At 67.5% G+C, this 26608-nt stretch carries 25 protein-coding genes and 1 riboswitch; of the genes, 7 read left to right on the top strand and 18 right to left on the bottom strand.

Going from position 1 to position 26608, the window contains the following annotated elements; all coding sequences use genetic code 11:
• Positions 1-57: 57 nt before the first annotated feature.
• The 7 genes from AX730_RS12365 to AX730_RS12335 all read right to left on the bottom strand — a co-directional run bounded on the left by AX730_RS12365 (position 58) and on the right by AX730_RS12335 (position 6565).
• Positions 58-3105, bottom strand: coding sequence for a TonB-dependent receptor (locus AX730_RS12365; RefSeq protein ID WP_232310244.1), 3048 nt, complete (start codon positions 3103-3105; stop codon positions 58-60).
• A gap of 118 nt (positions 3106-3223) precedes the next feature.
• Positions 3224-4276, bottom strand: a complete 1053-nt coding sequence (locus AX730_RS12360) for a FecR family protein (RefSeq protein WP_157074226.1) — start codon at positions 4274-4276, stop codon at positions 3224-3226.
• Positions 4273-4788: an RNA polymerase sigma factor gene (locus AX730_RS12355; RefSeq protein WP_062356892.1), complete on the bottom strand. Its 516-nt coding sequence runs from the start codon at positions 4786-4788 to the stop codon at positions 4273-4275. The genes AX730_RS12360 and AX730_RS12355 overlap by 4 nt, the downstream gene beginning before the upstream one ends.
• A gap of 72 nt (positions 4789-4860) precedes the next feature.
• Complete coding sequence (locus tag AX730_RS12350) at positions 4861-5109, bottom strand: hypothetical protein (RefSeq protein WP_232310243.1); 249 nt, start codon at positions 5107-5109, stop codon at positions 4861-4863.
• Positions 5072-5518 (bottom strand): hypothetical protein, encoded by a 447-nt coding sequence (locus AX730_RS12345; RefSeq protein WP_062356887.1) that lies wholly within the window; start codon positions 5516-5518, stop codon positions 5072-5074. Before AX730_RS12345 ends, AX730_RS12350 begins: the two co-directional genes overlap by 38 nt.
• 13 nt (positions 5519-5531) lie before the next feature.
• The gene (locus AX730_RS12340) at positions 5532-5993 is read right to left on the bottom strand and encodes a hypothetical protein (protein ID WP_062356884.1); all 462 of its coding nucleotides are present in this window, start codon (positions 5991-5993) and stop codon (positions 5532-5534) included.
• A 113-nt stretch (positions 5994-6106) separates the two neighbouring features.
• Positions 6107-6565 carry a hemerythrin domain-containing protein gene (locus AX730_RS12335; RefSeq protein WP_062356881.1) on the bottom strand — a complete coding sequence of 153 codons (459 nt, stop codon included), beginning with the start codon at positions 6563-6565 and terminating at the stop codon, positions 6107-6109.
• Positions 6566-6711: 146 nt separating this feature from the next.
• Here AX730_RS12335 and AX730_RS12330 point away from each other — a divergent pair, with 146 nt between their 5' ends.
• Positions 6712-7140 (top strand): VOC family protein, encoded by a 429-nt coding sequence (locus AX730_RS12330; protein ID WP_062356955.1) that lies wholly within the window; start codon positions 6712-6714, stop codon positions 7138-7140.
• 182 nt (positions 7141-7322) lie between these two features.
• Here the strand turns inward: AX730_RS12330 and AX730_RS12325 are convergent, their stop codons facing one another.
• Positions 7323-8087, bottom strand: a complete 765-nt coding sequence (locus tag AX730_RS12325; RefSeq protein ID WP_062356879.1) for an SDR family NAD(P)-dependent oxidoreductase — start codon at positions 8085-8087, stop codon at positions 7323-7325.
• Between the two features lie 127 nt (positions 8088-8214).
• On the opposite strand from AX730_RS12325, the gene AX730_RS12320 reads away from it, so the two are divergent.
• Positions 8215-9117 carry a LysR family transcriptional regulator gene (locus tag AX730_RS12320; protein ID WP_198147175.1) on the top strand — a complete coding sequence of 301 codons (903 nt, stop codon included), beginning with the start codon at positions 8215-8217 and terminating at the stop codon, positions 9115-9117.
• A gap of 6 nt (positions 9118-9123) precedes the next feature.
• Here AX730_RS12320 and AX730_RS12315 read toward each other — a convergent pair whose 3' ends face one another.
• Entirely contained in the window at positions 9124-10368 is a 1245-nt protein-coding gene (locus tag AX730_RS12315) for a cation:proton antiporter (protein ID WP_062356873.1), read from the bottom strand.
• Between the two features lie 127 nt (positions 10369-10495).
• Entirely contained in the window at positions 10496-13369 is a 2874-nt protein-coding gene (gene gcvP / locus AX730_RS12310; protein WP_198147173.1) for an aminomethyl-transferring glycine dehydrogenase, read from the bottom strand.
• Between the two features lie 43 nt (positions 13370-13412).
• A riboswitch (glycine riboswitch) is annotated at positions 13413-13534 on the bottom strand.
• 199 nt (positions 13535-13733) lie between these two features.
• Here gcvP and AX730_RS12305 point away from each other — a divergent pair.
• Together AX730_RS12305 and AX730_RS12300 are read left to right on the top strand one after the other, a co-directional pair.
• Positions 13734-14987, top strand: a complete 1254-nt coding sequence (locus AX730_RS12305) for a multidrug effflux MFS transporter (protein ID WP_083537881.1) — start codon at positions 13734-13736, stop codon at positions 14985-14987.
• An 18-nt stretch (positions 14988-15005) separates the two neighbouring features.
• Positions 15006-15416, top strand: coding sequence for a hypothetical protein (locus AX730_RS12300; protein ID WP_062356867.1), 411 nt, complete (start codon positions 15006-15008; stop codon positions 15414-15416).
• A 153-nt stretch (positions 15417-15569) separates the two neighbouring features.
• Here AX730_RS12300 and AX730_RS12295 read toward each other — a convergent pair whose 3' ends face one another.
• The 8 genes from AX730_RS12295 to AX730_RS12260 all read right to left on the bottom strand — a co-directional run bounded on the left by AX730_RS12295 (position 15570) and on the right by AX730_RS12260 (position 23100).
• On the bottom strand, positions 15570-16100 hold the full coding sequence (locus tag AX730_RS12295) for a metal-dependent hydrolase (RefSeq protein ID WP_062356865.1): 531 nt from the start codon (positions 16098-16100) through the stop codon (positions 15570-15572).
• A gap of 129 nt (positions 16101-16229) precedes the next feature.
• Positions 16230-17837: a trypsin-like serine peptidase gene (locus AX730_RS12290; RefSeq protein ID WP_062356862.1), complete on the bottom strand. Its 1608-nt coding sequence runs from the start codon at positions 17835-17837 to the stop codon at positions 16230-16232.
• A 72-nt stretch (positions 17838-17909) separates the two neighbouring features.
• Positions 17910-19895 (bottom strand): M2 family metallopeptidase, encoded by a 1986-nt coding sequence (locus tag AX730_RS12285; protein WP_062356859.1) that lies wholly within the window; start codon positions 19893-19895, stop codon positions 17910-17912.
• 204 nt (positions 19896-20099) lie between these two features.
• Entirely contained in the window at positions 20100-20549 is a 450-nt protein-coding gene (locus tag AX730_RS12280) for a hypothetical protein (protein ID WP_232310249.1), read from the bottom strand.
• Between the two features lie 78 nt (positions 20550-20627).
• On the bottom strand, positions 20628-20882 hold the full coding sequence (gene minE, locus AX730_RS12275) for a cell division topological specificity factor MinE (protein ID WP_055941742.1): 255 nt from the start codon (positions 20880-20882) through the stop codon (positions 20628-20630).
• Positions 20883-20884: 2 nt separating this feature from the next.
• Positions 20885-21694 carry a septum site-determining protein MinD gene (gene minD, locus AX730_RS12270; protein ID WP_062356853.1) on the bottom strand — a complete coding sequence of 270 codons (810 nt, stop codon included), beginning with the start codon at positions 21692-21694 and terminating at the stop codon, positions 20885-20887.
• 42 nt (positions 21695-21736) lie between these two features.
• The gene (gene minC / locus AX730_RS12265; protein ID WP_062356850.1) at positions 21737-22507 is read right to left on the bottom strand and encodes a septum site-determining protein MinC; all 771 of its coding nucleotides are present in this window, start codon (positions 22505-22507) and stop codon (positions 21737-21739) included.
• Positions 22504-23100: a GNAT family N-acetyltransferase gene (locus tag AX730_RS12260; RefSeq protein ID WP_062356848.1), complete on the bottom strand. Its 597-nt coding sequence runs from the start codon at positions 23098-23100 to the stop codon at positions 22504-22506. The genes minC and AX730_RS12260 overlap by 4 nt, the downstream gene beginning before the upstream one ends.
• A gap of 180 nt (positions 23101-23280) precedes the next feature.
• On the opposite strand from AX730_RS12260, the gene AX730_RS12255 reads away from it, so the two are divergent.
• From AX730_RS12255 to AX730_RS12245, 3 genes are all read left to right on the top strand, one after another.
• Positions 23281-24522 (top strand): sensor histidine kinase, encoded by a 1242-nt coding sequence (locus AX730_RS12255; protein ID WP_062356845.1) that lies wholly within the window; start codon positions 23281-23283, stop codon positions 24520-24522.
• The gene (locus AX730_RS12250) at positions 24519-25160 is read left to right on the top strand and encodes a response regulator (RefSeq protein ID WP_062356842.1); all 642 of its coding nucleotides are present in this window, start codon (positions 24519-24521) and stop codon (positions 25158-25160) included. Before AX730_RS12255 ends, AX730_RS12250 begins: the two co-directional genes overlap by 4 nt.
• Positions 25161-25425: 265 nt before the next feature.
• Positions 25426-26589 carry a polyketide cyclase gene (locus AX730_RS12245; RefSeq protein WP_062356840.1) on the top strand — a complete coding sequence of 388 codons (1164 nt, stop codon included), beginning with the start codon at positions 25426-25428 and terminating at the stop codon, positions 26587-26589.
• Positions 26590-26608: the final 19 nt, after the last annotated feature.

Genomic DNA, 26608 nt, shown 5'->3' with positions numbered 1-26608 from the left:
CTGCTGAAGTGGCCAGGCGGGGAAGGCATGCGTCGCCCCTGGGAGCGACGCAGGGGCTCAGAAATCGGCACGCAGGCCGAGGCTGATGCGTCGGCCTGACTTCTCGTACATCGTCGGGAACGACGGATCCATCGTGTAGCCGCTGGTGGCTTCGTCGGTCAGGTTGATGCCCTTCAGGCTCACCTTGAGGTGGTCGTTGATGCGGTAGCCGATCGACACGTCCAGCTGGCCATAGGCATCGCGCCAGATCGGATACATGTTGTAGCCGATCGATTCCACGTATGCACTCTTGCTGTTGTAGGACATGCGGGCGTCGAAGCGTGCATGCTCGTAGTACGCGGTCAGGTTCCAGCTCTTCTCGGACAGGCCCGGCATCGGCGTGCGGATGCCGAGGTCGGATTCGCCCGCCAGCGAGCTGTCCAGCATCGTGTAGTTGGCGTTGATGCCGAAGCCGTCCAGCGACGCATGCAGCGCGGCCAGCGGCAGGTTCGCGATCAGCTCGATGCCTTGGACGTCGTACGAGCCCTTGGCGTTCACCGGCTGGTAGACGTCGAAGTCGTAGTAGCCGTTGAGCGTGCCGTTGGCGTTGTAGACGGCGACGTCCTCGACCACGCCGGTCAGCGCGTTGACCACCACGCCATCGATCCTTTTGCGGAAGTACGACGCCGCCAGCAGGCCGCCGTTGTCCAGGTACTTCTCCAGGCCGATTTCCGCCTGCCTGGCGTAGGTCGGCTTCAGGTCCGGGTTGCCGTCGGTGAAGCGGAACGAACTCCAACTCGCCGTGCGCTTGTAGGCGACATCGGTCAGCGCGGGGCGGATCAGCGTTTCGGAGCCGGCGGCGCGCAGCAGCAGGCCATCGGCGAGTTCCGCGGTCAGGTTGAAGCTGGGCAGTACGTCGCTGTATCCGCCGTCGCTGGACACGGGCGTGCCGCTGTAGCCGGTGCTGCCGTCGGGATTCTGCACCGGGTGGTAGCCGAACGAGGTCACCGAGGTGTCGACGTAACGCGCGCCGGCGTTCACCGTCACCGGCACGCGACCCAGGCTGAAGTCGAAGTTGGTCATCGCGTACAGGGCGGCGACGCCTTCGTCGACGCGGTAGTACTGGGCGTTGTCGAACGGTGTGTAGAAGCCGGGATAGCGGAAGTAGCCGCGTGCGAAGTCGTTGGAGACCTGTTGCCAGTCGAGGTCCTTCACGCTGTAGGCGCCACCGGGGACGATGTCGCCGATCCCCTGCAGCGGGCTGTCGGCCAGCGTGCGGGTGTTGACCCACGACGTGTCCCCGGCGGACGGGCCGGTGATCTTCAGCTCGCCGTACTGGCGTTCCTTGCTGCGGTCGGTGTAGCGGCCACCGAACTGCACGCTGCGCAGTGCGGGCAGGAACGGCAGGTCGAGCTTGCGCGTGACGTCCAGCTTCGCGGCGTACTTGTCGTCGTTGATCTTTTCCAGCGTGGTCTCGTAAGCCTCGAACAGGTAGCGCGAGGGCGAGTTGTACATGTCGAAGCCGTTGGACGTGGCGCTGGGGATCGTCTCGCCGCTACGGCCGGTCCAGCGCGTGCGCGACGGCGCGTAGGCGACATGCTTCAGGTTGGAGTAGTCCAGCGTCTTCTCGGCGCCGGAGTAGCCGACCATGGCGTCGATGTCCCAGAGGTCGTTGTTCCAGTCCAGCGCGAGGCTGTACTGGCCGTAGGCGGTTTCGTTGATGCGTTCCTTGCTGAGGAACTCGTGCTGGGTGGCGGTGTACGACACGTCGCGCAGCACCAGCATGCCGTAGTCGGACAGCGTGGTGTCGTCGTATTCGTAGATCGTGTCCAGCGTACTGCGGCTGGACGCGGAGTACGCCGCGGCGTCGTATTCGTCCTCGGTGGTGTCGTAGCCGCCGACCATGGCGTCGAAGGTCAGGCTGAAGGTGCGGCTGGGCCGGTACTGCAGCGAGGTGGTGGCGCCCCACTTCTTCTGGTCGTTGAGGTAGACGCGGTCGCCCACCTTGTCCTGGAACACGATCAGGTTGCTCTCGGCGGTGTCGGCGCGGTTGTCGATGACCCGGCCGGTATCCCGCTCGATCACCGCTTCGGCCTGCGAACCGCGCGTACCGGAGGCACCGAGGAAGCGCGACATCGGGCGGAAGTTGATGCCCGAGGTGGAATCGGTGCGGTTGGTGCGCTGCGCATACGAGAACGACACCAGTGCGCCCCAGTCGCCCCAGGTGTCGCTGGCGAGGAAGGCGAACTTGGGGTCGGTCTCCCTGGAAATCGAGTTGTGCGCGCCTTCGGCGGAGAGCACCAGCTTGCGGTCGTTGTAGTCGAACGGGCGCGCGGTGGAGATCTTCACCGAGCCGGCGATGCCGCCTTCCTCGTCGGCGGCCGTCGGTGACTTCTGCACCGTGACCTGCTGGATGATCTCGGAGGCGAACAGGTCGAACTCGACATCGCGTCCGCCGCTGCCGGAGGCCGTCGCGAGGTCGTTGATGGAGACGTGGGTGTACTCCGAGGGCAGGCCGCGGACGTTGACCTTGCTGCCCATGCCCTTGTTGCGCTCGATGGTCACGCCGGGCATGCGCTGCAACGCTTCGGCGAGATTCTGTTCGGGGAAATCCGCGACGTCGGTGGCGACGATGGAATCGGAGAAGCCGACCGTGTAGCGCTTCAGGTCGACCGCCTGTTCCAGGCTGCGGCTGTAGCTGCCGACCACTTCCACGCTGTCCAGTTCCTGCGCGTCGACGGCTTGCGTCGTTGGGCTGGCCGCGGAGGCCGTCGGCGCCGGCGTCTGCGTGGGTGCAGCCGGTGCGGCCGGCGTCGTGGCGCTGTCGGCTTCGATGGTCACGGTGCCGGCGTTGAGATAGCGGAAGCGCAGGCCGGTGCCTTCCAGCAGGTGCGCCAGCGCCTGGTCGGACGATAGCCCGGCGGGCACCGCGCGCGTACGCGGATTGCCGGACTGTGCGTTGTAGACGAACTGCAGGCCGGTCTGCCGCGACAGCGTGTTGAGCGCGCTGTCGAGGGATTGCGCGGGGATGGCGTCGGTCGCGACGTTCGTCTGCCGGGCGGCGACGGTGGCGGTCGCGGTCTGCAGGGCGAGGGCGATGGAAAGAACGAGGAGTCGGCGCATCATGGGGTCCGGTGGGGTGGGGTGGTGGCGTCGCGATCGCCGCGCGCTCACGCTTCCTACGATTCCGCACGAAGAAGATCGGGCACCGGTTTCTTCGTGAATTTTTTCTTACAGCGCCCGCTCAGCGCACGATCGATACCGATGCAGGACGCGAGTGCACGCGGATCTCGCCCGCCTGCAGGGTGGTGGCCAGCGTGGGTTGTTCGTCGAGGAAGGCGCGCAGCGAGTCGAGATCGTTCGCCTGCAGGTTGCCGGTCAGGCGCAACGCGCCGGCCGTGGGGTCGTCCACCTGCAGCTGCACGCGGTTCATGCGGTTGAAGCGGTCGGCGATCTCGCGCAGCGGTTCGTTGCGGAAGACGACCCGGCGTTCCCACCATGCGGTCAGCACGTCGGCATCTTCGCGGGTGACCTGCACGCGACGATCCTCGTGCGCGATGCGCGCGGCCTGTCCCGCCCGCAGGTCGGCCAGCAGCGGACCGTCGCCCGCCTCGTCGATCACCTGGATGCGCCCCTCGGTGACGCCGAAGCGGGCCTGGTCGCGCTGCAGCGAGACATCGAACGTCGTACCGATGTCGCGCACTTCCAGGCCGGCGGCGTGCACGGTGAAGGGACGGCGGTCCGGCGCGACGACGAAGCTGGCCTGGCCGCTCGCCAGCTCGACACGTCGCTGGAACAGGCTCAGCGACACCGAGGCGGTGCTTTCCGCGTTGAGATGCAGCACGGTGCCGTCGTCCAGCGTGAACACCCGCGGAGCCCCATGCGGGGCGGCATAGGTGTTCCGCGTCGGCAGCGCGGCGTGCAGCCCAACCCCGATACCCACCAGCAGCACGGCCGCGACGGCCACGCGTCGCATCCGGCCGCGACGCACGACCTCCGGCGATGCCGGTGCCGCACGGCGTGGGCGGCCGAACGCGATCACGTTGCCGGCCTCCGGACGCTGGCCGGCGATGATCGCATCGACGTCGTCGTCCGCGGGCAGGTCGTGCAGTGCATCGCCGAGTTCGGCGACCACACGCGCCATGGCCAGATACTCGCGCAGATGGTCGGGCGAGGCGACCAGCCAGTCCATGAAACGCTGTTGGTCGGCCGCGCTCAGCGCGCCTTCGCGCTGCAGCAGATGCCACTGCGCGGCGGCTTCCGTGGCCGTGGTCCGACCGAACATCGGGATGCTCACGGCGCGTCCCCGACCGCGCGCCGGCAGACGGCCAGTCCGCGCACCACGTGCTTCTTCACCATGTGCGAGGACACGCCCATGCGCTCGGCGATCTGGCGGTAGGTCAGTCCATCGCGGTACTGCATGACCAGCACCGCGCGCGTCCGCGCCGGCAGGCCGGCGAGCAAGGCCTGCATGTGCTGGCGGCGCTGCGCGCGGTCGGTCGCATCCTCGACGCCTTCCGGACTGGTCATCAGCGCGGCCACCTGTTCGACGTCTTCGATGGGGACGGGCAAGCGTTGCCGGCGTGCGGCCTGCTCGCGCGCCAGGTTGGTGGCGACGGTGTACAGATAGGCTTCGGGGTTGACGATGCGTTCGCCGCTGCCCTGGTGCGCGCGAAGCAGGCGCAGGTAGGTCTCCTGCACCAGGTCCTCGGTCTCGTCGTTGGCGCCACGGCGCGCGAAGAAGCCGCGCAGCGCCGGCGCTTCGTCGGTGAAGACGCGCGTCAGTGCCCTGATCGCCTGTTCGGCCAACGTCCCGTCCTGTCCCCGGAAAGGGCGGCACGGTACGCGGTGGCGATGACGTCCGGATGACAGCGCGGTGGATTACAGCCGGTGAACGCAGCGCAGGCGGATGACGCCGGCATCGACGTCATGCGTGCGCGATGCCCGTGCACGCAGGGCCGCGACGAGTGCATCGGGATCGCCGTCGACGCCGCGCGCCGCGCTGTGCGTCACCTGGCCCCAGGCGATGGCGACGCCGTCCTGGTAGACCTCGTAGTCGGCGAAGTAGTGGCGCGGCGACGCGTCGTCTCCGTCAGGTGCCGACGTGCACATCGCATTCGCATTCCGCATGGCCGAGTCGCTCCAGCGCGATCTCCAGCGCCAGCGCATAGCTGCGTGCGCCGTAGCCTTCGATCACCGCGAGGCGCCGGCCGGTGGACGCGGGCAGGGTGGCTTCATGCCCGCCGAGATCGTCATGCACCTCCACGTAGGGATGCGCCAGGCCCTGTACCGCGCGCTGCAGCAGCGGGTGATCGGACAGCGAACCGGGATCGAGCAGGGTCGCACGTACGCCCCATTCGTTGGCCAGGCGCAGTGCGTTGAGGACTTCGGTGGTGGAGCCGCAGCTGCGCACGGCCAGCGTCTGGCCGGCGCAGCCGGCGCGTTGCACGAGGGCGCCGAGGATGGACGGTGGCAACGGCATCGGCGGCGACGTCAGTCCGTCGTGGTGCTCTGGACCACGGATCACGAGGATGGACATGAGGGATTCCTGCTCAGGCATGGAGGGGGGCCGTCGGTTCGGGGTGATCGACGCGGCGCAAGGCGATGGCCAGCGCCATCGTGTAGGCGTGCGGCAGGTCGTCGCGCAGGATCACCGTGACCAGCGGGGGATGTTGCGGCTGCACGCGCGGTTCAAGCGCATGCGCGGCATCGTCGTGCAGCTCGATGTAGGGAACGGGCAGGGCATCCAGCGCATCGCGGAGCGCGTGCGCGTCGTCGGGGCTGTCGACGGCGAGGTCGCCCGCATCGATCAGCACCATGCCATCCTGCCGGCGCACCTGGCGCACCTGGCGCAGGCGGGGCAGCAGGTCGCGCAGGCTGTCGAAGGCACGGCAGTGCAGCGCGTGGCCAGCCGAATGGGCGCGCAGGCGCAGGTCGTGGTCAGTCGAAGCGAAGTGAGGCGGTGAACCGGCTGCCGCACCTGCGTGCGGGCCGCGGAGGATCAGGATGGACATGGAGCGGGTCGTGGCGCACGGCGGTGCGGTGTGGCCACGATAGGTGTCGCGCGCATAACGCCGCTACGCGGTTTTCCCGCCGATGCCGTAAAGAATGCGTAGCGTGCTGCGGCTTACTCCGCTTCCAGTGCCTTGCGCATGCGCGCGTAGTCGCGGCGGTACTGGCGCGCGAGCTGTACTTTCCTGGTCGTGCTGAGGATGCGGCCGGAGACCTGGAAGAATTTCTTCTCTTCCTCGCGCAGGTGGTGATGCACCTTTCCCGACAGTTCGCGCGCCTTCTTCAGCCACGCGGTGTAGCGGGGATCCAGCGACTGGATGTCCTCGACCAGTTCGTCGATCTCGTGGTGTTCGTGCAGCGCGTGGCGCGAGGAGTTGAGCCCGCGGTCGTCCATCAGGATCGGCGCGTAGAGGAAGCGTTCCTCGGCGGCGGCATGCGCGGCCAGTTCGATGCGCAGGGCGGTGAACAGGTCCAGCCGCTCGCGCGTGCCGGGTTTCGATCGCAGCATGCGACGGCACAGCGAGCGCTGCGCTTCGTGGCTTTCGTGCAGGGCGTCGTAGATGGACTCGGGCATGCGGGCTGGCTCGTGATGGCTGGCGAGCGGCAGCGTCCGCCATGGCGCGTGCAGGCGGCGTTAACGCGGTGCAGACGCTCCGTTGCGGACACTCGCTGTCCGCGTTCTATGTCATCACTGTCGGCTCCCAATTCGAGGATCACGCCATGGAAACCCAGGAATTGCATCGCGGTCGCCTGATCGACCACATCCAGCTGGTCGTCCGCGACCTGAAGGCGAGCCAGCGGTTCTACACCGCCGTGTTCGATGTGCTCGGCGTGCCGATGGGCGGCGAGGACGAGGGCTATTTCTGGGCGGACGAGCTGTTCGTCTCCACCGCCGGCAGCGAAGCGGCGCAGGGCGCGTTGACTGGCCGCCATCACCTGGCGTTCCAGGCGCAGGACAAGGCGATGGTCGACGCCTTCCACCAGGCGGCGCTGGCGAACGGCGGCACCGACAACGGTGCGCCGGGGGAGCGGCCTTATCACCCCGGTTACTACGCTGCATTCGTGCTGGACCCGGATGGCAACAACATCGAAGCGGTCTTCCACGGTGAGGCGAAGCGCAGTGCGGCGTCGGTGAAGATCGAGTTCTGAATCCTTCTCCCCGCTAGGCGGGGAGAAGGTGCCCGGAGGGCGGATGAGGGGCGAGCGCCGAACGCGGCACTATCGTGATGTTCGGATTGCCTCGCGCCTCCGTTCGCCCCTCACCCGCCTTCGGCACCCTCTCCCCGCTGACGCAGGGAGAGGGGATGTCGCGCGATAGGCGATACGGTGGCTTACACGAACATGCCGCCCGAGGCTTCGATGCGCTGGGCGTTGACCCAGCCCGCACCCGGCGACAACAGCACGGCTACCGCGCCGCCGATATCGTCCGGCAGCCCGACGCGGCCGAGCGCGGTCTGCGCGGCGACGAAGGCGTTGAGCTGCGCGTTGTCGCGCACGGCGCCGCCGCCGAAGTCGGTTTCGATCGCGCCGGGCGCGATGATGTTCACCGCGATGCCGCGCGCGCCGAGTTCCTTGGCCTGGTAGCGGGTCAGCACTTCCATCGCGCCCTTCATTGCCGCGTAGGCGGCGTAGCCGGGAAGTGCGAAACGGGCGAGGCCGGACGAGATGTTGACGATGCGACCGCCATCGGCGATCAGTGGCAGCAGCGTCTGGGTCAGGAAGAACGGGCCCTTGAAGTGGACGTCGACCAGTGCATCGAATTGTTCACGCGTCGTCTCGGCGAAACCCGCGTGCACGCCCATGCCGGCGTTGTTGACCAGGTGGTCGAACCGTTCGCGGCCCCACGCGCCGAGTTGCGCACGCACGGCAGCGGTAAAGGCGTCGAAGGTGTCGCTGTGGCCCACATCCAGCGGCAACGCGGCGGCGCGCCGGCCGAGGGCTTCGATCTCCGCGACGACGGACGCGGCTTCGGCCTGCTGGTTGCGGTAGGTCAGCAGTACGTCATGGCCCTGGCGGGCGACGGCGATAGCCATCGCGCGGCCGAGGCCGCGACTGCCGCCGGTGATCAGGGTGAGGGGGGCGAGGTGTGTGGTCATGGCAGGACTCCAGTCGGGGAAGGCGGTGGCGACACCGTGCCGGTACTGTATTGGGCGGCCATGGGCGGATAAATCGGCTTAGACTGATTGGACCGTTCGTCACTGGCGAACAATCGCCGGAGCCGTGATGAATCGCCTCGATGCCATGCAGGCCTTCATGCGGGTGGCCGAGATGGCCAGCTTTACCCGTGCGGCCGACAGCCTGGGCATGCCCAAGGCCAGTGTGTCCACGGCCGTGCAGCAGCTGGAAGGCTGGCTGGGTACGCAACTGCTGCACCGGACCACCCGGCGCGTGCAGATGACCCAGGACGGGCAGGCGTTCTACGAACGCTGTCGCGACCTGCTGGCCGACATGGACGAGGTGCAGCACCTGTTCGCGCGCACGCCGCAGGCATTGCGGGGCCGTTTGCGCGTGGACATGCCGGCGCGGTTTGCCCGCCATTTCGTATTGCCGCACCTGCCGGAGTTCCTGCAGGCGCACCCGCAGCTGGAACTGGAACTGAGCTGCACCGACCGGCGCGTCGACGTGGTGCGCGAGGGCTTCGACTGCGTGCTGCGCGTGGGCACGTTGGCCGACACCAGCCTGATCGCGCGGCCGCTCGGCCAGTTGCGCGTGGTGACCTGCGCCAGTCCGGCCTACCTGCAGCGCCACGGCATGCCGGCGTCACCGGAGGACCTGCGCACGCATCGGCTGATCCACTACGCCAGCACCTTCGGCGGCAAGCCGGATGGCTGGGAATACTGGGACGGCGCGCAGTTCGCCAGCGTGCCGATGGACGGCGCGCTGACGGTCAACAGTTCCGACGCCTACGAAGCGGCGTGCGTGGCCGGGCTGGGCCTGATCCAGGCGCCGATGGCCGGGCTGCGCACGCTGATCGAGCAGGGGCAGCTGGTGGACGTGCTGCCGCAGTACCGCGCCGAACCGATGCCGGTGACGCTGCTGTATGCGCACCGGCGGCACCTGCCGCAACGCGTGCAGGCCTTCATGGCGTGGCTGACGGAGACCTCGCGCCCCTACCTGGACGCGTGAAGCGCGCTACACGGCCTGGCGTGCGCCGGTATCGGCCTGCGCGTGACGTCGCACGAGTGCGCGGAAGAACGGCCCGGTCAGCAGCGTCGACAGCACGGCCAGCGTGACCAACGCGGCGAACGCGTGCTCCGACAGCAGGCCATGGTCGCGCAGGATGGTGGCGGCGACGATTTCCATCAGCCCCTTGCATTGCAGCAGTGCGCCGACCGCGAGCGCTTCGCGGCGCGACAGCGTGGAAGCCGGCGGACACAGCAGCACCGCGACCAGCTTCGCCACGACAGCGAGTACCAATAGAGCCAGCGACGCCTGCAACGAGGCCCAGCCCAGCACGCTGCCGTCGATCTTCAGGCCGCTGTGGCCGAAGAACAGCGGCGCCAGTCCGATCAGCGCAAGCTGGCCCATGCGTTCGACGGGCAGCCGCTTCGTCCAGGCCGGCGGCACCATCGCGCCACCGAAGTAGGCGCCGAGCAGCGCATGCAGGCCGAACTGCGAACTGGCCCACGCGCCGGCCACCAGGAACAGCGGCAGCATCAGCCAGATGGCCCAGGTCGGCGGGTCGCGGTGCAGGCGCTGGGCCAGCGTTCCGGCAACGGCGAGCACGGCGACGACGCCGACCGCGAGCACGGTCGACCACGAGGCACCGGCCAGCAGCGAGCCGCCTTCGGCCGCCAGCAGCAACACGGCGAGACCGATCCACAGCACGGCGTCGTCGATCACCGCGATGCGCAGCGCGAGCTGCGTCAGCGGACGATGCAGCGGGCCGAGTTCGCGCACGATGCCGATCAGCACCGGCAGCGCGCTGACCGCGATGCACAGGCCGATCGCCAGCGCGCCCATCCACGCGCCGCCCTTGGGCGCTTCCCAGCCCGGCAGGCCGGTGAAGTAGTAGTGCGCGGCCAGCGTGCCGAGCGCGAACGGCAGCAGCAGCGCCATGCCCGCGCTGGCGACGAAGCGCAGCGCCTGCGTGCGCGGCAGCGGGGTGGCGTCGGCGGCCGTGGGCAGGTGCGCCGACTGCCGCGTTTCCAGGCCGGCGGTGAACGCGAGCAGCAGCACGCCGACGAAGCCGATCTGGTCGCCGAGCTTCGACGGTACGCCCCAGCCGGCCGGCAGCGCGCCGGTGGCCGCCAGCAGCAGGCCGATGATGATGGGGATGACCGCGATCGGGATCGACCGCCCCAGCGCGCGCCAGGCGACCCAGGCGAGACCGATGAAGATCAGGGCGTCGAGGACGAAGGCGGGGGTGCTGGGCATGGGGCGATGGTAAACGCTGCGGGCGCGGTGTTGTCGGCCGCGTCAGTGGCGCTCCCACAACGGTGTGACCGGAAAAGCACGAGGCCCCGACATGCGGGGCCTCGTGCGTGGTGTGGATGCGGGTGGCTTACGCCTCCACGTCTTCCTTGTACGCATCCACCGGGATGCACGCGCACATGACGTTCTTGTCGCCGTAGACGTTGTCCACGCGCGAGACCGGCGGCCAGTACTTCTGCAACTTCAGCGTGGCCAGCGGGAATGCGGCCAGTTCGCGCGGGTAGGCGTGGGTCCACTCGCTGGCCATCACCATCGTCGCGGTGTGCGGCGCATTGCGCAGCGGGTTGTCCTCGCGGTCCAGGCGACCGTCCTCGACCGCGCGGATCTCTTCGCGGATCTCGATCATCGCGTCGATGAAGCGGTCCAGTTCATGCTGCGATTCGCTCTCGGTCGGCTCGACCATCAGCGTGCCGGCGACCGGGAAGCTCAGCGTGGGCGCGTGGAAGCCGAAGTCGATCAGGCGCTTGGCGACATCCTCGGCGCTGATGCCGGTGGCGTCCTTGAGCGGGCGCAGGTCGAGGATGCATTCGTGCGCCACCAGCCCGTTGCGGCCGGTGTAGAGCGTCTCGAAGTGCGGTGCCAGCCGCGTGGCGATGTAGTTGGCGTTGAGCAGTGCCACCTGGGTGGCCTTGCGCAGGCCCGCCGCGCCCATCAGCGTGATGTACATCCAGCTGATCGGCAGGATGCTGGCGCTGCCGAAGCTGGCCGCGCTGACCATGCCGACATCGCCTTCGCCGCCCAGCGTCTTCGGCAGGTACGGCGCCAGGTGCGACTTCACCGCGCACGGGCCCACGCCGGGGCCGCCGCCGCCGTGCGGGATGCAGAAGGTCTTGTGCAGGTTGAGGTGCGACACGTCCGAGCCCCACTTGCCCGGCTTGGCCACGCCGACCAGTGCGTTCATGTTGGCGCCGTCGGTATAGACCTGGCCGCCGTGCTGGTGGACGACGTCGCAGATCGCGACCACGTCTTCCTCGAACACGCCGTGCGTGGACGGGTAGGTGATCATGATCGCGGCCAGGCGGTCGCTGTACTTCTCGGCGGCGCGACGGATGTCTTCGACGTCGACGTTGCCGTTCGCATCGCACTTGGTCACCACCACCTGCATGCCGCACATCTGCGCGCTGGCCGGGTTGGTGCCGTGCGCGGATTCGGGGATCAGGCAGATGTCGCGGTGGGCGTCGCCCCGCGCACGGTGGTAGGCGCGGATGGCCAGCAGGCCGGCGTATTCGCCCTGCGCGCCGGAGTTGGGTTGCAGGCTGACGGCATCGTAGCCGGTGCACTCCACCAGCATCGCTTCCAGCTCGTCGATCAGCTGCGTGTAGCCCTGGGTCTGATCTGCCGGCGCCAGCGGGTGGATGTTGCCGAACTCGGGCCACGTCACCGGGATCATCTCAGCGGTGGCGTTGAGCTTCATCGTGCAGCTGCCCAGCGGGATCATGGTGCGGTCCAGCGCCAGGTCTTTGTCGGAGAGTGCGCGCATGTAGCGCAGCAGTTCGTGTTCGCTGTGGTGCGTGTTGAACACCGGGTGCTGCAGGAACGCGGTGCCGCGCTTCAGCGTGGCAGGCAGGGCGTCGGCCGTCGCCGCGTCGGCGGCATCGATGTCGCCGATCTGCGCGCCGAACAGCGCCGCCAGTTCCACCACGTCCTTACGGGTGGTGGTCTCGTCCAGGCTGATGCCCACGCGCTGCGCATCGATCGCGCGCAGGTTGATGCCGGCGGCCTGCGCCTTGGCATGGAGAGCGGCGGCATCCACACCGCTGACATGCAGCGTGTCGAAGAAGTGCTCGCCGACGCCGACGCCGGCCGTGCGCAGCGCGCCGGCCAGGATCGCGGCCAGGCGATGGGTGCGGTGGGCGATGCGGGTGAGGCCTTCCGGACCGTGGTAGACCGCATACATGCTGGCCATCACCGCGAGCAGTACCTGTGCGGTGCAGATGTTGGACGTGGCCTTCTCGCGACGGATGTGCTGCTCACGCGTCTGCAGGGTCAGGCGGTAGGCAGGCTTGCCTTCGGTATCGACCGACACGCCGATCAGGCGGCCGGGCATGCTGCGCTTGTAGGCGTCGCGGCAGGCCATGAAGGCCGCGTGCGGGCCACCGAAGCCGAACGGCACGCCGAAGCGCTGCGAGTTGCCGACGACGATGTCGGCGCCCCATTCGCCCGGCGCGGCGATCAGCGTCAGCGCGAGCAGGTCGGTGGCGACGGCGACGAGGCCGCCGCGCGCATGCACGGCGTCCGCCAGCGCCTGGTGGTCGGCGATGCCGCCCAGGGTGTCGGGGTACTGCAGCAGCACGCCGAAGCTGTCGGCGGCGAGCGCATCGGCGGCGCTGCCGACGACCAGTTCGATGTCCAGCGGTTCGGCGCGCGTGCGCAGCACTTCCAGCGTCTGCGGGTGCACGCCGTCGTGCACGAAGAACACGTTCGACTTCGACTTGGCCGAGCGCTTGGCCAGCGTCATCGCCTCGGCGGCGGCGGTGCCTTCGTCCAGCAGCGAGGCGCTGGCGATCTCCATGCCGGTCAGGTCGGTGACCAGGGTCTGGAAGTTGATCAGCGCTTCCATGCGGCCCTGCGAGATCTCCGCCTGGTACGGCGTGTAGGCCGTGTACCAGGCCGGGTTCTCGAGGATGTTGCGCAGGATGACCTTCGGCGTGTGCGTGCCGTAGTAGCCCTGGCCGATGAAGCTGCGGAAGACCCGGTTGCGGTCGGCGACGGCGCGGATCTTCGCCAGCGCTTCTTCCTCGTTGATCGGGGCGGGCAGGGCCAGCGGCTGCGCGGACTTGATGCTGGCCGGCACGATGGCATCGGTCATCGCATCGAGCGAGGCGTGGCCGACCACGCGCAGCATGTGCGCGATCTCGGCGTCGTTGGGGCCGATGTGGCGTTCGAGGAACGCGCCGTGGTGCTCGAGCTCGCGCAGGGAGGGGGTGTTCGACATGGGAGGCATCCGGGAAGGGCAATAGGACCAGGCGCGCGGAAAACCGCGCGTGGGATGCCCCTCTGTCCTTTTGCCTGAGAGTTTGGAAGCGCGCCGACGATGACGTCGCGTGCTTCGTGCCCCTTCGGCGCCGGCGCTGCCGCGTGGGCGGCCGGTCTCTCCAGAGTGTCGTTGCAGTGGTGGTATCGGGCCTGAGCGATTACGGGCGTTTGCGCCTTCGGCAGCACGTCGCGGGCGACGGGCTTCTCCCACCGGGTCTTGCCGGCGGAGTATAGCCCGGCGCGGCGGGTCGCCGGCGGTTTGGGCGTACCATGTGCAGCCCGGCGCGGCCTGTTCATGAAGCCCCGCCGCGCCTGTCCGGAGTTTTCCCGCAATGAGTGCCCCCCACGCGATCTCCAACCGCCGCCTGGCCTTGCTGCTGGGCGGACTGGCGATGTTCGGCCCGTTCTCCATCGACACCATCTTCCCGGCGTTCCCGGCCATGGCCGCGCAGCTGGGCGCCGACAAGGTGGCGATGCAGCAGACCATCAGCGTCTACCTGCTGACCTACGCGTTGATGAGCCTGGTGCATGGGCCGCTGTCGGACACGTTCGGCCGCCGGCGGGTGATCCTGGGTGGGCTGTTCGTGTTCCTGCTGGCGTCGGTGGGCTGCGCGCTGGCCACCGACATGGGCACGCTGCTGCTGTTCCGTGGCGTGCAGGGCCTGTCGGCGGGCGTCGGCTTCATCGTCGGGCGCGCGGTGATCCGTGACGCGCGCGACGGCGACGATGCGCAGCGGCTGATGAGCCAGGTATCGATGATCTTCGGCATCGCGCCGGCGATCGCACCGATCGTGGGCGGCTGGATCCTCGGCTGGAGCGCATGGCCGATGATCTTCTGGTTCCTGGCCGGGTTCTCGCTGCTGCTGATCGTCGCGGTGGTCGGCTGGCTGCCGGAGACGCATCCGCCGGAAGTGCGCCACCGCGTCTCCCCGCGACATCTGCTGCGCGACTACGTGGGCATCGCGCGGAACCCGCGCTTCCTGCGGCTGGCCGTGGCGGGTTCGCTGAGCTTCGGTGGGCTGTTCCTGTACATCGCCTCCGCACCCGCCTTCGTGATGGACCTGTTGCGCTTGAACGAACAGCAGTTCGCCTGGCTGTTCCTGCCGACGATCGGCGGCATGGTGCTGGGTGCCTTCCTGTCCGGTCGTGCCGCCGGGCGCATGGAAGGGGCGCGGTTGGTGAGGATCGGCTACGCGTGCATGGCGCTGGCGATGGTGGCCAATGTCGGCTACACGGCGTGGGCCGGTGATGAGATCCGGGTGCCGTGGGCGGTGCTGCCGATGATGCTGGCGGCGCTGGGCGTGGCGCTGGTGTTCCCGATCCTGACGCTGGCCATCCTCGACATGTACCCGCGCCAGCGAGGCGCGGCGTCGTCGCTGCAGGCGTTCAGCAACCTGATCGTCAATGCGGTGGTCGCCGGTGTGCTGTCGCCGCTGTTGAGCCATCATGGGCTGCACCTGGCGCTTGGCATGGCCGGCTTCACGCTGCTGGGCTGGCTGATGTGGCAATGGGAGGCGCGCGTCCATCATCGTCGGCTGGCGTGCCCGAAGAACGCTGCCGCGCTCGAACCCACCGATCAACTCTGACGTATCACGAGAACCTCCATGTCGATCCAGTCCAAGGCCCGCCGCGAGGCGAAGAAGCGCAAGGCGGTCAAGGCGCATAACCAGGCGCGCGCGAATGCGCCGTCCATCGAGCCGCACGCCGAGCTGCGCAATCCGCAGGGCGAACTGCTGGCGGGCGTGGTGCGCCAGGCCGGCGTGTGGGTACTGGGGATGGACGGCCGTATCGCCGGCAGTTCGGACAGTGCCGCCGAAGTGCTGGCGATGATCAAGCAGGCCGCCGCGCTGCACGAGGCGCAGGGCAACGCGGTGCGGCTGGTGTACTCCGACGAACTGCGCGACACCGCGGTGATCGAGGCGGCGGCGCAAGGGTTCACGCTGGAGCAGTTCGAGGAACAACTGGCTGCGCAGATGAAGGACCGCAAGCCGGAACCATCGCCGGACGTGAACTGAGGGGCGGATTTCTCCTGTAGGAGCGACGTCAGTCGCGACCGTGGATCGCGACGCGCCATTGACGCGTAAGCAAGGGGACATGATGGCCCCCTCCCATACCTGTCTTCCTGGCGATCGAATCCTCAGGCCGTGCGGTCGCGACTGACGTCGCTCCTACAGAAGGGCGCGCTGGCGGCGCAACCAGGCGGTGACGCCAGCGAGTGCCAACATCGGCAGCCAGACCCACCGTAGCTCCGACAACAGGACGTCCACGCCGCGCGCGCTGAAGAAGCGGTTCGCGAACGGCGACACCTCGATCACCCGCCACGGCGCGAAGTGGCGGGCGTCCGACCACGGCCAGAACAGCGCGACGCCGAGGCCGCCATCGGTCAGCATGTCCAGCAGCGGGTGCGAGGCGGCGGACAGCGCGACGAACAGGAATGCCGTCATAGCCGGCGTCCTGAACCAGGGTGCGCCGAACATGGCGAATACACCGCAGGCCAGCGCGAACACCAGCGAATGACTGGCACCACGATGGCCAAGCGCATGGGCGTATTCGATGCCGAGTTTGAATCCCACGACGTCGGCGTCCGGCACTATCGCGGCGATCATGCCGGCGGCGAGCAGGCGAGGCGGAATGCGTTGCGTGCCTAGCGCGACACCGGCAGCCAGCGGGATCAAGGCGTGGGTCAGGATGGTCGGCATGGATGATCGAGGGCAGGCGTGTAGCCCAGAGCGTGGGCCCGCCATGTGGGCCTGCGATGAAGTCCCTGTGTGCAGCCAAGAAAAAAGGCCGGCACGGGCCGGCCTTTGCAGGCATCTGCGGTTCGCCGATCAGGGTTCGTGCCGTGTCATCCGCACCGGTGATGCCGGTCGTGCGCGTGGCGGCGATGGGGTGGGCATGACCACCGGCACCGGTGCGGTGGCGGAGGTGAGCGGGGCACTGCGCGCCCCCTGGCCCTGGGCGACCGCGCCGGCAGAGCGGACCAGCGGCTGCGAGCCATGTTCGCGAACCGGGTCGACGGCGATCCATTGCTTGATCTGCGGGAACACCAGGTCAAGGCGTGAGTAATGATCGCGATTCAGCGTGTTCGTCAGGCTGCCACTGTTCGTGCACAACGCATCGCCACCGTACAGGCCGCCTCTCAATCGGTAGCTGTTGTCGGTGTGGCGCGTGAACAGGCCGGAGCCGCTGCTACCACCTTCAGTGGTGCCTTCCAGCCAGCCCACGGTGTACTGCTCGGCATAGGCGTCGCTGACGTGCTGGCCGCGCGAGTACTTCTTCGCGTCACCCGACGGATGGTGGATGGTGATGACCTCCGCATTGGGGGCAAGCGCGCCGGCGTCCCAGCCGGCGAACGTTGCGCTGGCGGGTGCGGGGTTCTTCAGGCGCAGCAACAGGGCATCGATGTTGGCGTCGTAGAACATGACGTCGGCACCGCCGGCCAGCGCATTCGTCCTTGTCCCGTTTGCGACACCGCAACTGGAATTCTCGAACGCCCAGTAAGTGACCAGGCTCGCGGCCACCTTGGCCCGATCCTGCACGGGGACATTGTTCGCCCCTCCGCGGAAGCAATGGTCCGCCGTGTAGAACCACGGCACCTGCGTGGCCGGCGAGGTGTCGTTCAACAGGGTGCCGGTGCAGATGTAGGAGCCATGCAGGGTTCCATCGGTCTTGTAGGTGTTGAACACCATGTGCGCGACGGCGTTCTTGGCCTGCACGTAGGCCGGCCCCAGGCTGTCGACCTTGCAGACGACATCGATGTTGCAGGAGCCGGAATCGCCCAGTGACTTGAGGATCTTGAAACCGCTCGCGCTGCTGGCCAGCAGGTGCGAGACCTCGGGTGCCTGCAAGCGGGCCTGGGCGACATTGACATGAGCCGGGCGGTAGATCTCGATGATCTGCGCCTCACCATCGGTGGCGGGCGTCCAGTAGCGCCCCTGGTCGTCGGCAAGCGACTGTGCTTCTGCGGCCGTAATCACGGCGATGACGCGAGTGGGATCATCGGACCCGGCGAAGCGAAGCTCCACATGCGGGTGCAGCCTGTCCACCTGCACGCCTACGCGCAACCCCATCGCATCCGGCGAGCCCACCTGCAGGCGTGCGACGGCATCGCCTGCCTGCAACGGAATCCAGCGCAGGGCAGGTGTCGTGCGGGACAGGCCTTCGCCGGTCAGCGTGCGACCAATGCCGATCTGCGTGGCCTTGATGCCTTGGCGTGCGTTCGTACGCTCCAGATCCACCAACCGCTTGATCGGCATCTCCCGATACCGCTGCTGCGTGGTGCTGCGCGCAGGGAACGGGGCAAGCTTCCAGGTGGGCGCAGCCTGCGCCGGCGTACGGCTTGATTCGCCGGCGACCTGTGTCACGCCGGCCAGCGCGATGGCCGGCGTGGCGAGCACCAGGCTTGCCAGGATGCGGAAGACGATGGGGAGTGTCATGGGTCGGGCGTCCTTTCCATGGGGCTTCTTGAATGCAAAAACGGGCCGTTGCCGGCCCGTCCATTACGGTGCTTACGACTTCGCAGGCGCCGCCGGTGCCGGTGCAGCCGCCGTGGCCGGCACCTGCCAGCCGCAGGCCTGGCCTTCGTTCTGCTGCTTCAGCCAGTCCTGCAGCGGGGCGAAGTATTCCAGCACCGCGCCGGCATCCATCTTCTCGGTGCCGGTGAGCTCCTTCAGCGTGCCCTGCCATGGCTGGCTGGCGCCCTTCTCGAGCATCGCCCAGAACTTCTGGCCCGCCGCCTTGTTGCCGTAGAAACTGCAGTTGTACAGCGGACCCTTGTAACCGGCCGCGTCGCACAGGCCCTTGTAGAACTGGAACTGCAGCACGTGCGAGAGGAAGTAGCGCGTGTACGGCGTGTTGCCCGGCACGTGGTACTTCGCGCCCGGATCGAAGAAATCCTCGCCACGGGCGGTGGCCGGCGCCACGCCCTGGTACTTCGCCTTCAGCTCCCACCACGCCTTGTTGTAGTCGGTCGGCTTGATGCTGCCGTCGAACACGCCCCAGCGCCACCGGTCGATCATCAGGCCGAACGGCATGAACGACACCTTGGCCAGCGCCATGCGCATCTGCGCATTGATCAGGGCTTCGTTGCTCTGCTGCGGCGCATCCACCATGCCGATCGACTTCAGGTAGTCCGGCGTCATCGCCAGCACCATGGTGTCGCCGATCGCTTCGTGGAAGCCGTCGTGCGCGCCGGTCTGGAACAGCGGCGGCAGCTTGTTGTAGGCCAGGTAGTAATACACGTGGCCGAGCTCGTGGTAGATGGTGGTGAAGTCTTCCTCGTTCGGCTTGATGCACATCTTGGTGCGCACGTCGCCGGTCATGTTCATGTCCCACGCACTGGCATGGCAGACCACGTCGCGATCGATCGGCTTGATGAACTGCGTCTTCGACCAGTAGCTTTCCGGCAGCTTGGGCATGCCGAGGCTGGTGTAGAACTCCTGCGCGCGCGCGGTCATCTGCTTGGCGACCTGCAACTGTGCGTCGCGCTCGGCCTGGAACATCTTGTCGGTCGTCGGGCCGGGGCCGGCCTTCGCCAGTGCTGCCTGGTAGTCCGCCTGGTACTGCTTTTCAAGCGCGCCGGTGATGTCGAGACTGCCCGCGCCCTTGTACGGTTCCAGCACGTCCCACAAATTGCCCCAGTCCTGCTGCCACATGTTACCCATCAGGTGCGCGGGCAGCAGGCCGTTGACCTGGCCCTTCTCCACGCCGTAGGTCGCCTGCAGCTTGGTGCGGGTGTAGCAGTGCAGCTGTTCGTACAGCGGCTTGACCTGGCCCCACAGGCGATCGGTCTCGGCGGCGATTTCGGCCGGCGTCATGTCGTAGCCACTGCGCCACATCTCGCCGGCATCGGCGAAGCCCATTTCCTTCGAGCCTTCGTTCACGAGGTCGACGAAGCGCGTGTAGTCCGTGCGCATCGGCTGCGCGATCGTGTGCCAGCCCTGCCACGCGTCAAGCTGCGCGTCGTAATCGCGGCTGCTGCGCAGCACGTCTTCCAGTTCGCCCAGCTGGCGGCACTTCTTCGCATCGCCTTCGCCGGTGCAGTAGCTGCCCGCACCGTAGGTGCCTTCCATCTTCGTTGCGATCTGGGTCAGCTCGGCGAGCTTGGCCGGATCCTTTGGCGCCGGCATCGCGGTGGCCAGCTTCAGCAGCTGGATGGCGCGTGCGGTCTCGGGCGACATCTGCTGGCCCTCGAATTTCTTCGCTTGCTCGATCCAGCGGTTGAGCTGGGTCAGGTAGCGCTCGTTGCCCTTGGCCGCCAGCAACTGGCTGTCGTCGTTGATGTAGGTGCTGGACAGCCACTGCGCGGCGGTCAGCTCCGGATACATCTTCTTGAATTCGTCGTTGACGCGCGCGATGAACTGGTCGGCGGTCTCGCCTTTCGATGCGGCCGGTGCGGCGGCCGTCTCGGTGGCAGGCTCGTCCTTCTTGCAGGCGGCGAGCGTGGCGATGCCCGCGCCGACGGCGAGGGCAAGCAAAAGGTGGCGATGCTTCACGGGACGTCCTTCAGGGTGCGCGGGCGCAGGAACCGGAAGGGTAGTGAGGGCGGGGCAGGGGGTGCAAGTGCGGCCGCCTGCATCCCCCGTAGGAGCGACGTCAGTCGCGACCGACGACCTTCCGACGACTTGAAGGCCGGTGGATGCAGTTACAAAAGGCTTGTGGGCGCCGATATCGTGCGGTCGCTCCTACAAGGTGCGCCCTCAGCGGTACGGCAGACCTCGTTCCCGCAGGAAGGTGCGCGCGTCCTCGGCGTCCTGCTCGAACCACGCCTGTGTCGACCCAAGCCGGTACGTGTATCCCCAGGCATCCATGTCGGCCATCAGGCGTGCGCGCCCGATGCCGGGCAGTTCGTCGGCCAGGATGATCTGCAGGCAGCAAGTGGCGTCTTCCTCGATCACCGAGTCGGTGGCGTCGGTGTGCACCTGCGCGCGCCGCTCAGGCGGCAGCACGATCAGGTGGCAGGCTTCGTGCAGCATCGAGTGCACGGGCGTGTCCCCGCGCACGTAGACGTTGTGGGCGATGACACCGGCTTCCGGTTCACCCCAGTAACTACCGGGAATGGACGCACCGTCCTCGACGCGATGCAGCACCAGGCCGTAGCGCGACAGCAGGGCCGATGCCTCGGGAAACGGCAGCGCGCCGACCCGCATCACTTCAGGTTCGACGGTATCCGCGGCGACGTCCATGGTCGAACGGTGCAAGGGCGGAGCAGGGCTCCGCCCCGGCGGTCAGGCGCTGCCTTCCTGCAGCGATACCGAGATATCCAGCACGTCGTGCTCGCCTTCCTTGATCAGCTTCACGTTGACCGCTTCGGCGTCGACATTGACGTACTTCTTGATCACTTCCAGCAGCTCGCGCTGCAGCATCGGCAGGTAATCGGGCGCACCGCGGGTGGTGCGCTCCTGCGCGACGATGATCCGCAGTCGATCCTTGGCGATGGACGCGGTTTCTTTCTTCGGCTTGAGGAAATCGAACATGCCCATGATCAGGCTCCGAACAGCTTGCTGAAGAAGCCTTTCTTTTCCACGGTGGTGAAGCGCAGCGGACGGTCTTCGCCCAGCAGCCTGCCGACCGCATCGTCGTACGCCTGGCCGGCGGGCGATTCCAGTTCCAGGATCACCGGCTCGCCCTTGTTCGAGGCATTCAGCACGTCACCGGATTCCGGGATCACGCCCAGCGTCTTGAGGCCCAGCACTTCTTCCACGTCCTTGATGCTCAGCATCTCGCCGCCTTCCACGCGCGACGGGCTGTAGCGGGTGAGCAGCAGGTGCGGTTTCAGCGTTTCGCCGTTCTCGGCCTTGCGCGTCTTGGAATCCAGCAAGCCGAGGATGCGGTCGGAGTCGCGCACGCTGGAGACTTCCGGGTTCACCACGACGATCGCGGTATCGGCGAAGTACATGGCCAGGAACGCGCCCTTCTCGATGCCGGCGGGCGAGTCGCACACGATGTAGTCGAAGCCATCGGCGTCGAGGTCCTTCAGCACCTTCTCCACGCCTTCCTTGGTCAACGCGTCCTTGTCACGCGTCTGCGACGCGGCCAGCACGTACAGCGTTTCGAACCGCTTGTCCTTGATCAGCGCCTGCTTCAGCGTGGCTTCGCCCTGGGTGACATTGACGAAGTCGTACACGACGCGGCGCTCGCAGCCCATGATGAGGTCGAGGTTGCGCAGGCCGACGTCGAAGTCGATGACCGCGACCTTCTTGCCGCGACGTGCGAGGCCGCACGCGATGCTGGCGCTGGTGGTGGTCTTGCCGACGCCGCCCTTGCCGGATGTGACTACGATGATTTCAGCCAACGGTGTTCTCCTTGGTCGTTCTTATGTTCGGGTGATGCCGCGTCATTCCTGCGCAGCGATCTTCAGTTGGTCCTGGTCCAGCCAGATCTGCACGGCCTTGCCGCGCAGTTCCCTGGGTACTTCCTCCATCACCTTGTAGTGGCCGGCGACGGCGACCAGTTCGGCATGGAATTCACGGCAGAAGATGCGGGCGTCGGCGTTGCCGCGCGCACCGGCGAGGGCGCGGCCGCGCAGCGCGCCGTAGATGTGGATGGAGCCATCGGAAATGACTTCCGCGCCGGCACCCACGGTGCTGAGCACGGTCAGGTCGCGGTTCTCGGCATACAGCTGCTGGCCGGAGCGCACGGGGGTCTTCTGGACCAGCCCGGGTTTTGTCTCCGCGGCTTTCGCGGCGGGGGCCGGAACTGCTTTTGCCGGAGCGGGATCGGGTGAGGCGGCTCGGGCGGGTGCCGGCTGCGCCACTGGTTCGTACTGTGCGCGGAACTTGGCGAGCAACGGCAGGCCGAGCGCCTCGGAGAGCGTTTCCGTATCACGCGTGCCATACGCCAGCGCCACCGGAAGGACGCCGGCACCGCGCAGGCCATCGATCAGCGCGGTGGCGGTGGTCACGTCGGGCACCTGGCTCAGGCCGCCGAAATCGACGATCACCGCCGCGCGACCGAACAGCTTGGGCGCGCGTTCGACGCGTTCGCGCATTTCGCGGATCAACTGGTCGACGTCGAGGGTGCGGATGCGGAGGTTGGCGATGCCAACCTGGCCGATCTTCAATTCGCCGGCCTGCTCGTAGTCCATGGAAGCTCGCGTCACGCTCATGTACCGGTCGGCCGTTGCACGCTGGTGCCGGTCCGCAGGCGGGTGCGGGTCCACGGCACATCGGGAAGGGCGTCGCCGTACGTGTCGCGCACCCACGGATAGCTGCAGAGTTCCTTCATCAGCATGCTGGCACGCACTTCGGCTTCCGCCATGACGTTCTGGCCGACTTCGCGGAAACCGAAGCTGCCATGGAACAGCAGGGCGGGGTCGGCGCCGTGGTCGAGGAACACTTCGCACGCGAGTTGCGGGTAGCGCAGCTCGGCGAAGCTCTGGACGTCGGCATAGAAGGCGCGGCCCACACCACCGCCGCGGCGGCGGCTGGCCACGACGATGCGGTCGATGTAGAAGAACTGCGGGTAGCGTTCGCCGAACCAGGCGAAGTTGCTGCTGTCGTGGCCGGTGCTGGAACCGAAGCCGACGAGGAAGCCGGCGAGGTTGCCGTCGCGCTCGGCGACGCGGAAGTATTCGGCCGTCTCGTGGAAGCGGCGGACCTTGGCCGAATCCAGCGGCAGAATCGCCAGTCCGGCATTGTTGTTGAGGGCTAGGACGGAATCCAGCTCGTGCTCGCGCACGTCGCGGATGACAATCGACATTACCTGACTCCGAACGGGTCTTGCAGGGCGGCACGCGGCCAAGCCCGGATTATCGCATGGTGCCGCGGCGACCGGCGAGGCGCGGGGTGAGCCGGGGATGAACCCGGCCACCTCACGTTCCAGCGCCGACATGACTTTAGTTGGGCCATCTGCGCCGGCGATTCCGCCTAATATGCCCGGATGTTGGGACGACTCAGCCATACCCGCCTGCTGCGCGCCGCCGGGCTCTATACGTGGGCCCTGGTAGGTATTCCCATCATCCTGAACGTGTGGGTGCTGCCGCCGTCCAGCGGGACCGACGGGCATGGCGTCAACCTGCCGTTGACGGCGCTGAGCTACTTCGCGTTCGGTGGCGTGTACTGGCTGGCGACACGCGCGCTCGACGGTCGCCGCGACGGCATGCCCACGGCATGGAATGTCCCGCTGGCGATGGTGCTCACGGCCACGGCGATCGGCGTGGGGTTCTACACGCAGACCGGACTGGGTGCGGTGCTGCTGCTGATCATGGCCGGCGTGCTGCCCTGGCTGCTGGAGTTGCGCTTCGCCGTGGCCTGGCTGCTCGCCGCCCATGTGCTGCTGGTGCCGTCGTTCATGGCGCGCGACGACTTCAATTTCTGGGAAGCCCTCTTCCAGTCGATGTTCTACGTGGGCTTTTCGGCCTTCGTGCTCATCACCACCTATGTGGCGCGGCAGCAGGCACAGGCCCGTGAGGAGCAGCGCAGGCTCAACGCCGAATTGCGGGCCACGCGCGTGCTGCTGGCCGAAAGTGCCCGTGTCAACGAACGCACCCGCATCTCGCGCGAGTTGCACGACCTGCTGGGGCACCACCTGACCGCGTTGAGCCTGAACCTGGAAGTGGCCGGCCACATGACCGAGGGCCGCGCGCAGGAACACGTCCGCCAGGCGCACACGCTGGCCCGCCTGCTGCTGACGGACGTGCGCGAGGCTGTCAGCCAGCTCCGCGACAGCGGTGCGATCGACCTGGGCGCCGCCCTGATGCCGCTGGCGGAGAAGGTGCCGTCGCTGACCATCCACCTGGATATCGAGGAGCCACTGACCCTTGAAGATCCCCACCGCGCGCACGTGCTGCTCCGTTGCACCCAGGAGATCATCACCAATACCGTGCGCCATGCCGGTGCCCGCCACCTGTGGCTGCGTTGCCGGAAGGAGGGATCGAGCATCCTGATCGACGCCCGCGACGACGGCGCGGGCAGCCCGCAGGTGGTGGCCGGCAACGGCCTGACGGGCATGCGCGAGCGTCTGACGCAGTACGGCGGCGAGCTGCGCATCAACACCGAACCGGGGAAGGGCTTCCGCCTGCATATCGCCCTGCCGGTCAACGAGGTGGCGCCCGCGCTGGTGCCCCTTCCCGTTTCCCAACCCGAACCCATACCCGAGCTCAGCTCCGGAGGAACCCCGTGATCCGTGTCTGTCTGGTCGACGATCAAACCCTGGTGCGCCAGGGCATCCGCTCCCTGCTGGCGCTGGATGACGGCATCGAGGTCGTGGCCGAGGCCGCGGATGGCAAGCAGGCGGTGGAACTGGTTCCGCAGGTCAAGCCCGACGTGGTGCTGATGGACATGCGGATGCCGGCGATGTCGGGTCTGGAGGCCCTGCAGGCGTTGGCGCGCCTGGGCCAGTTGCCGCCCACCATCATCCTGACTACCTTCGACGACGACCAGTTGGTCCTCGCGGGCCTGAAGGCCGGTGCCCGGGGCTACCTGCTGAAGGACGTGTCGCTGGAACAGCTGGTGGGTGCCATCCGGACGGTGGCCGATGGCGGCTCGCTGGTGCAGCCGGCCGTGACCCAGCGGCTGTTGTCCGGGCTGGAGCACATGCGCAACGAGTTCGTCAGCCTCGACCGCCCGGATCCGCTGACCGACCGCGAGACCGAGATCCTGCGCCTGATGGCGAGCGGCTTCTCCAACAAGGAGATCGCCAACTCGCTGGGCGTGGCCGAAGGCACCATCAAGAACCACGTGTCCAACATCCTGTCCAAACTCGGCGTGCGCGACCGTACGCGTGCCGTGCTCAAAGCGTTCGAACTCCAACTCGTCTGAGCCTGGAAGGGCGGGTCCGCCGCAGCGCATCCAGCGGCTGTCATGGGCGCGGCAAGCGTGGCCGTTGGCGGCCCGGCTGAACCGGCAAGACGCCCGCCGTTGCAGCGCAGCAGGGCGTTGCAGGCAAGGCGTGCGTGCGCCTGCGTACGCCCCCGTTGGGGGCGGCCCACCAGTCCCGGATGGGCTGCGCGAAGCCCTGCAACCCTGCTAGGATGCGCGGTGCATTTTTTTCACGGCCGAGGCACCGGCCCCCGGAGACTCCTGAATGACCCGTTTGATCGAGTTCGTGATTGCGCTGGCGCTGGTTCTGGCGCTGTTTCTGGTGATCGGCCTGATCCTGCCGTCCTCGCGCCAACTGCAGGAAAGCATCGAGACCAACCGCCGCATGACCATCGTGTTCGACACGGTGAACAACGTGCGTCGGCTGAAGGACTGGAACCCGCTGATCCCCGGCGCGGCCAACGAGCTGAGCTATTCCGGCGGCGACAACAACACGGGCGTCGGCGCGAAGGTGGATTTCAATTCCGCCAACGCAGCCTGGGGCCAGGGCAGCTGGGAAATCGTCGAGAGCGAGCGCCCGGCGCCGACCGGCGGCCCCGGCAAGGTGACGTATGCGATCGTTGACAAGCGCATGGGCAGCGACAAGCGCAGCGTGTTCACGCTGGAGCCGAGCGGCAAGAACAACCGCAACGTCAAGGTCACCCAGAGCTACGAGGTGAAGTACGGCTTCAACCTGCTTGGCCGTTATGCCGGCATGTACGTCAGCCGCCACGTGGGTGATGCCGTCAAGGCCGGCCTGGGCAAGCTGACCAACATGCTGGCCACCGTGCCGAACTTCGACTACCGCACCGAAGGCAGCCCGCTGACCGACCTGAAGATCGTCGAGGTGCCGGTCGAGGACCTGCTGGTCGTCAATGCCGGCAACATCGACCGCACGAACGATGCCATCAAGGGCTCGATCAAGCAGAACCAGGAGTGGATCAAGCGCGTGATGGATGCCAACGGCCTGGTCGCCGCCGGCCCGCTGCGCGTCATCACCACGGACTTCGGTGCCGAGAAGTACGCGTTCGACATCGCACAGCCGGTCCGCAAAGGCACTGCTGCACCGAAAGCCGACGCTGCCGAGGGTGCAGCGCCGGTGACCCCGCCGCCGGCACCGGCGCCGGTGGCATCGACGGCCGAACTGAAGGTCACCATCCCGTCCGGCGCGCCGGTGGAGTACGTCCGTACCCAGCCGCGCAAGTCGGCGTTCGCCAGCTACACCGGCTACATGGCCGAGCTCGACAACCAGCGCAACGCACTGCGTGCCTGGGCCGTCACCTCGGGCCACGAAGTCGTCGACCGTCCGTATGAGTCCTGGAAGTCCGGTGTTGACGGCTCCTTCCTGGAAGACGGCAAGTTCGACATCTACTGGGCGGTCAAGCAGTAACACCACCAGGACCTGCGTC

The organism is Pseudoxanthomonas mexicana, from assembly GCF_001556105.1.
In the GTDB taxonomy this organism is placed as follows: domain Bacteria; phylum Pseudomonadota; class Gammaproteobacteria; order Xanthomonadales; family Xanthomonadaceae; genus Pseudoxanthomonas_A; species Pseudoxanthomonas_A mexicana_A.
This window is presented reverse-complemented; position numbering and strand designations above follow the sequence as displayed.

Bases quoted from the DNA above. Each gene is read 5' to 3' on its own strand.
- AX730_RS12365 (WP_232310244.1), bottom strand. From the start codon at position 3,105: ATGATGCGCCGACTCCTCGTTCTTTCCATCGCCCTCGCCCTGCAGACC.
- AX730_RS12350 (WP_232310243.1), bottom strand. From the start codon at position 5,109: ATGCGGAATGCGAATGCGATGTGCACGTCGGCACCTGACGGAGACGAC.
- AX730_RS12345 (WP_062356887.1), bottom strand. From the start codon at position 5,518: ATGTCCATCCTCGTGATCCGTGGTCCAGAGCACCACGACGGACTGACG.
- AX730_RS12340 (WP_062356884.1), bottom strand. From the start codon at position 5,993: ATGTCCATCCTGATCCTCCGCGGCCCGCACGCAGGTGCGGCAGCCGGT.
- AX730_RS12335 (WP_062356881.1), bottom strand. From the start codon at position 6,565: ATGCCCGAGTCCATCTACGACGCCCTGCACGAAAGCCACGAAGCGCAG.
- AX730_RS12330 (WP_062356955.1), top strand. From the start codon at position 6,712: ATGGAAACCCAGGAATTGCATCGCGGTCGCCTGATCGACCACATCCAG.
- AX730_RS12325 (WP_062356879.1), bottom strand. From the start codon at position 8,087: ATGACCACACACCTCGCCCCCCTCACCCTGATCACCGGCGGCAGTCGC.
- AX730_RS12320 (WP_198147175.1), top strand. From the start codon at position 8,215: ATGAATCGCCTCGATGCCATGCAGGCCTTCATGCGGGTGGCCGAGATG.
- AX730_RS12315 (WP_062356873.1), bottom strand. From the start codon at position 10,368: ATGCCCAGCACCCCCGCCTTCGTCCTCGACGCCCTGATCTTCATCGGT.
- gcvP (WP_198147173.1), bottom strand. From the start codon at position 13,369: ATGCCTCCCATGTCGAACACCCCCTCCCTGCGCGAGCTCGAGCACCAC.
- AX730_RS12305 (WP_083537881.1), top strand. From the start codon at position 13,734: ATGAGTGCCCCCCACGCGATCTCCAACCGCCGCCTGGCCTTGCTGCTG.
- AX730_RS12300 (WP_062356867.1), top strand. From the start codon at position 15,006: ATGTCGATCCAGTCCAAGGCCCGCCGCGAGGCGAAGAAGCGCAAGGCG.
- AX730_RS12295 (WP_062356865.1), bottom strand. From the start codon at position 16,100: ATGCCGACCATCCTGACCCACGCCTTGATCCCGCTGGCTGCCGGTGTC.
- AX730_RS12290 (WP_062356862.1), bottom strand. From the start codon at position 17,837: ATGACACTCCCCATCGTCTTCCGCATCCTGGCAAGCCTGGTGCTCGCC.
- AX730_RS12280 (WP_232310249.1), bottom strand. From the start codon at position 20,549: ATGCGGGTCGGCGCGCTGCCGTTTCCCGAGGCATCGGCCCTGCTGTCG.
- minE (WP_055941742.1), bottom strand. From the start codon at position 20,882: ATGGGCATGTTCGATTTCCTCAAGCCGAAGAAAGAAACCGCGTCCATC.
- minC (WP_062356850.1), bottom strand. From the start codon at position 22,507: ATGAGCGTGACGCGAGCTTCCATGGACTACGAGCAGGCCGGCGAATTG.
- AX730_RS12260 (WP_062356848.1), bottom strand. From the start codon at position 23,100: ATGTCGATTGTCATCCGCGACGTGCGCGAGCACGAGCTGGATTCCGTC.
- AX730_RS12255 (WP_062356845.1), top strand. From the start codon at position 23,281: ATGTTGGGACGACTCAGCCATACCCGCCTGCTGCGCGCCGCCGGGCTC.
- AX730_RS12245 (WP_062356840.1), top strand. From the start codon at position 25,426: ATGACCCGTTTGATCGAGTTCGTGATTGCGCTGGCGCTGGTTCTGGCG.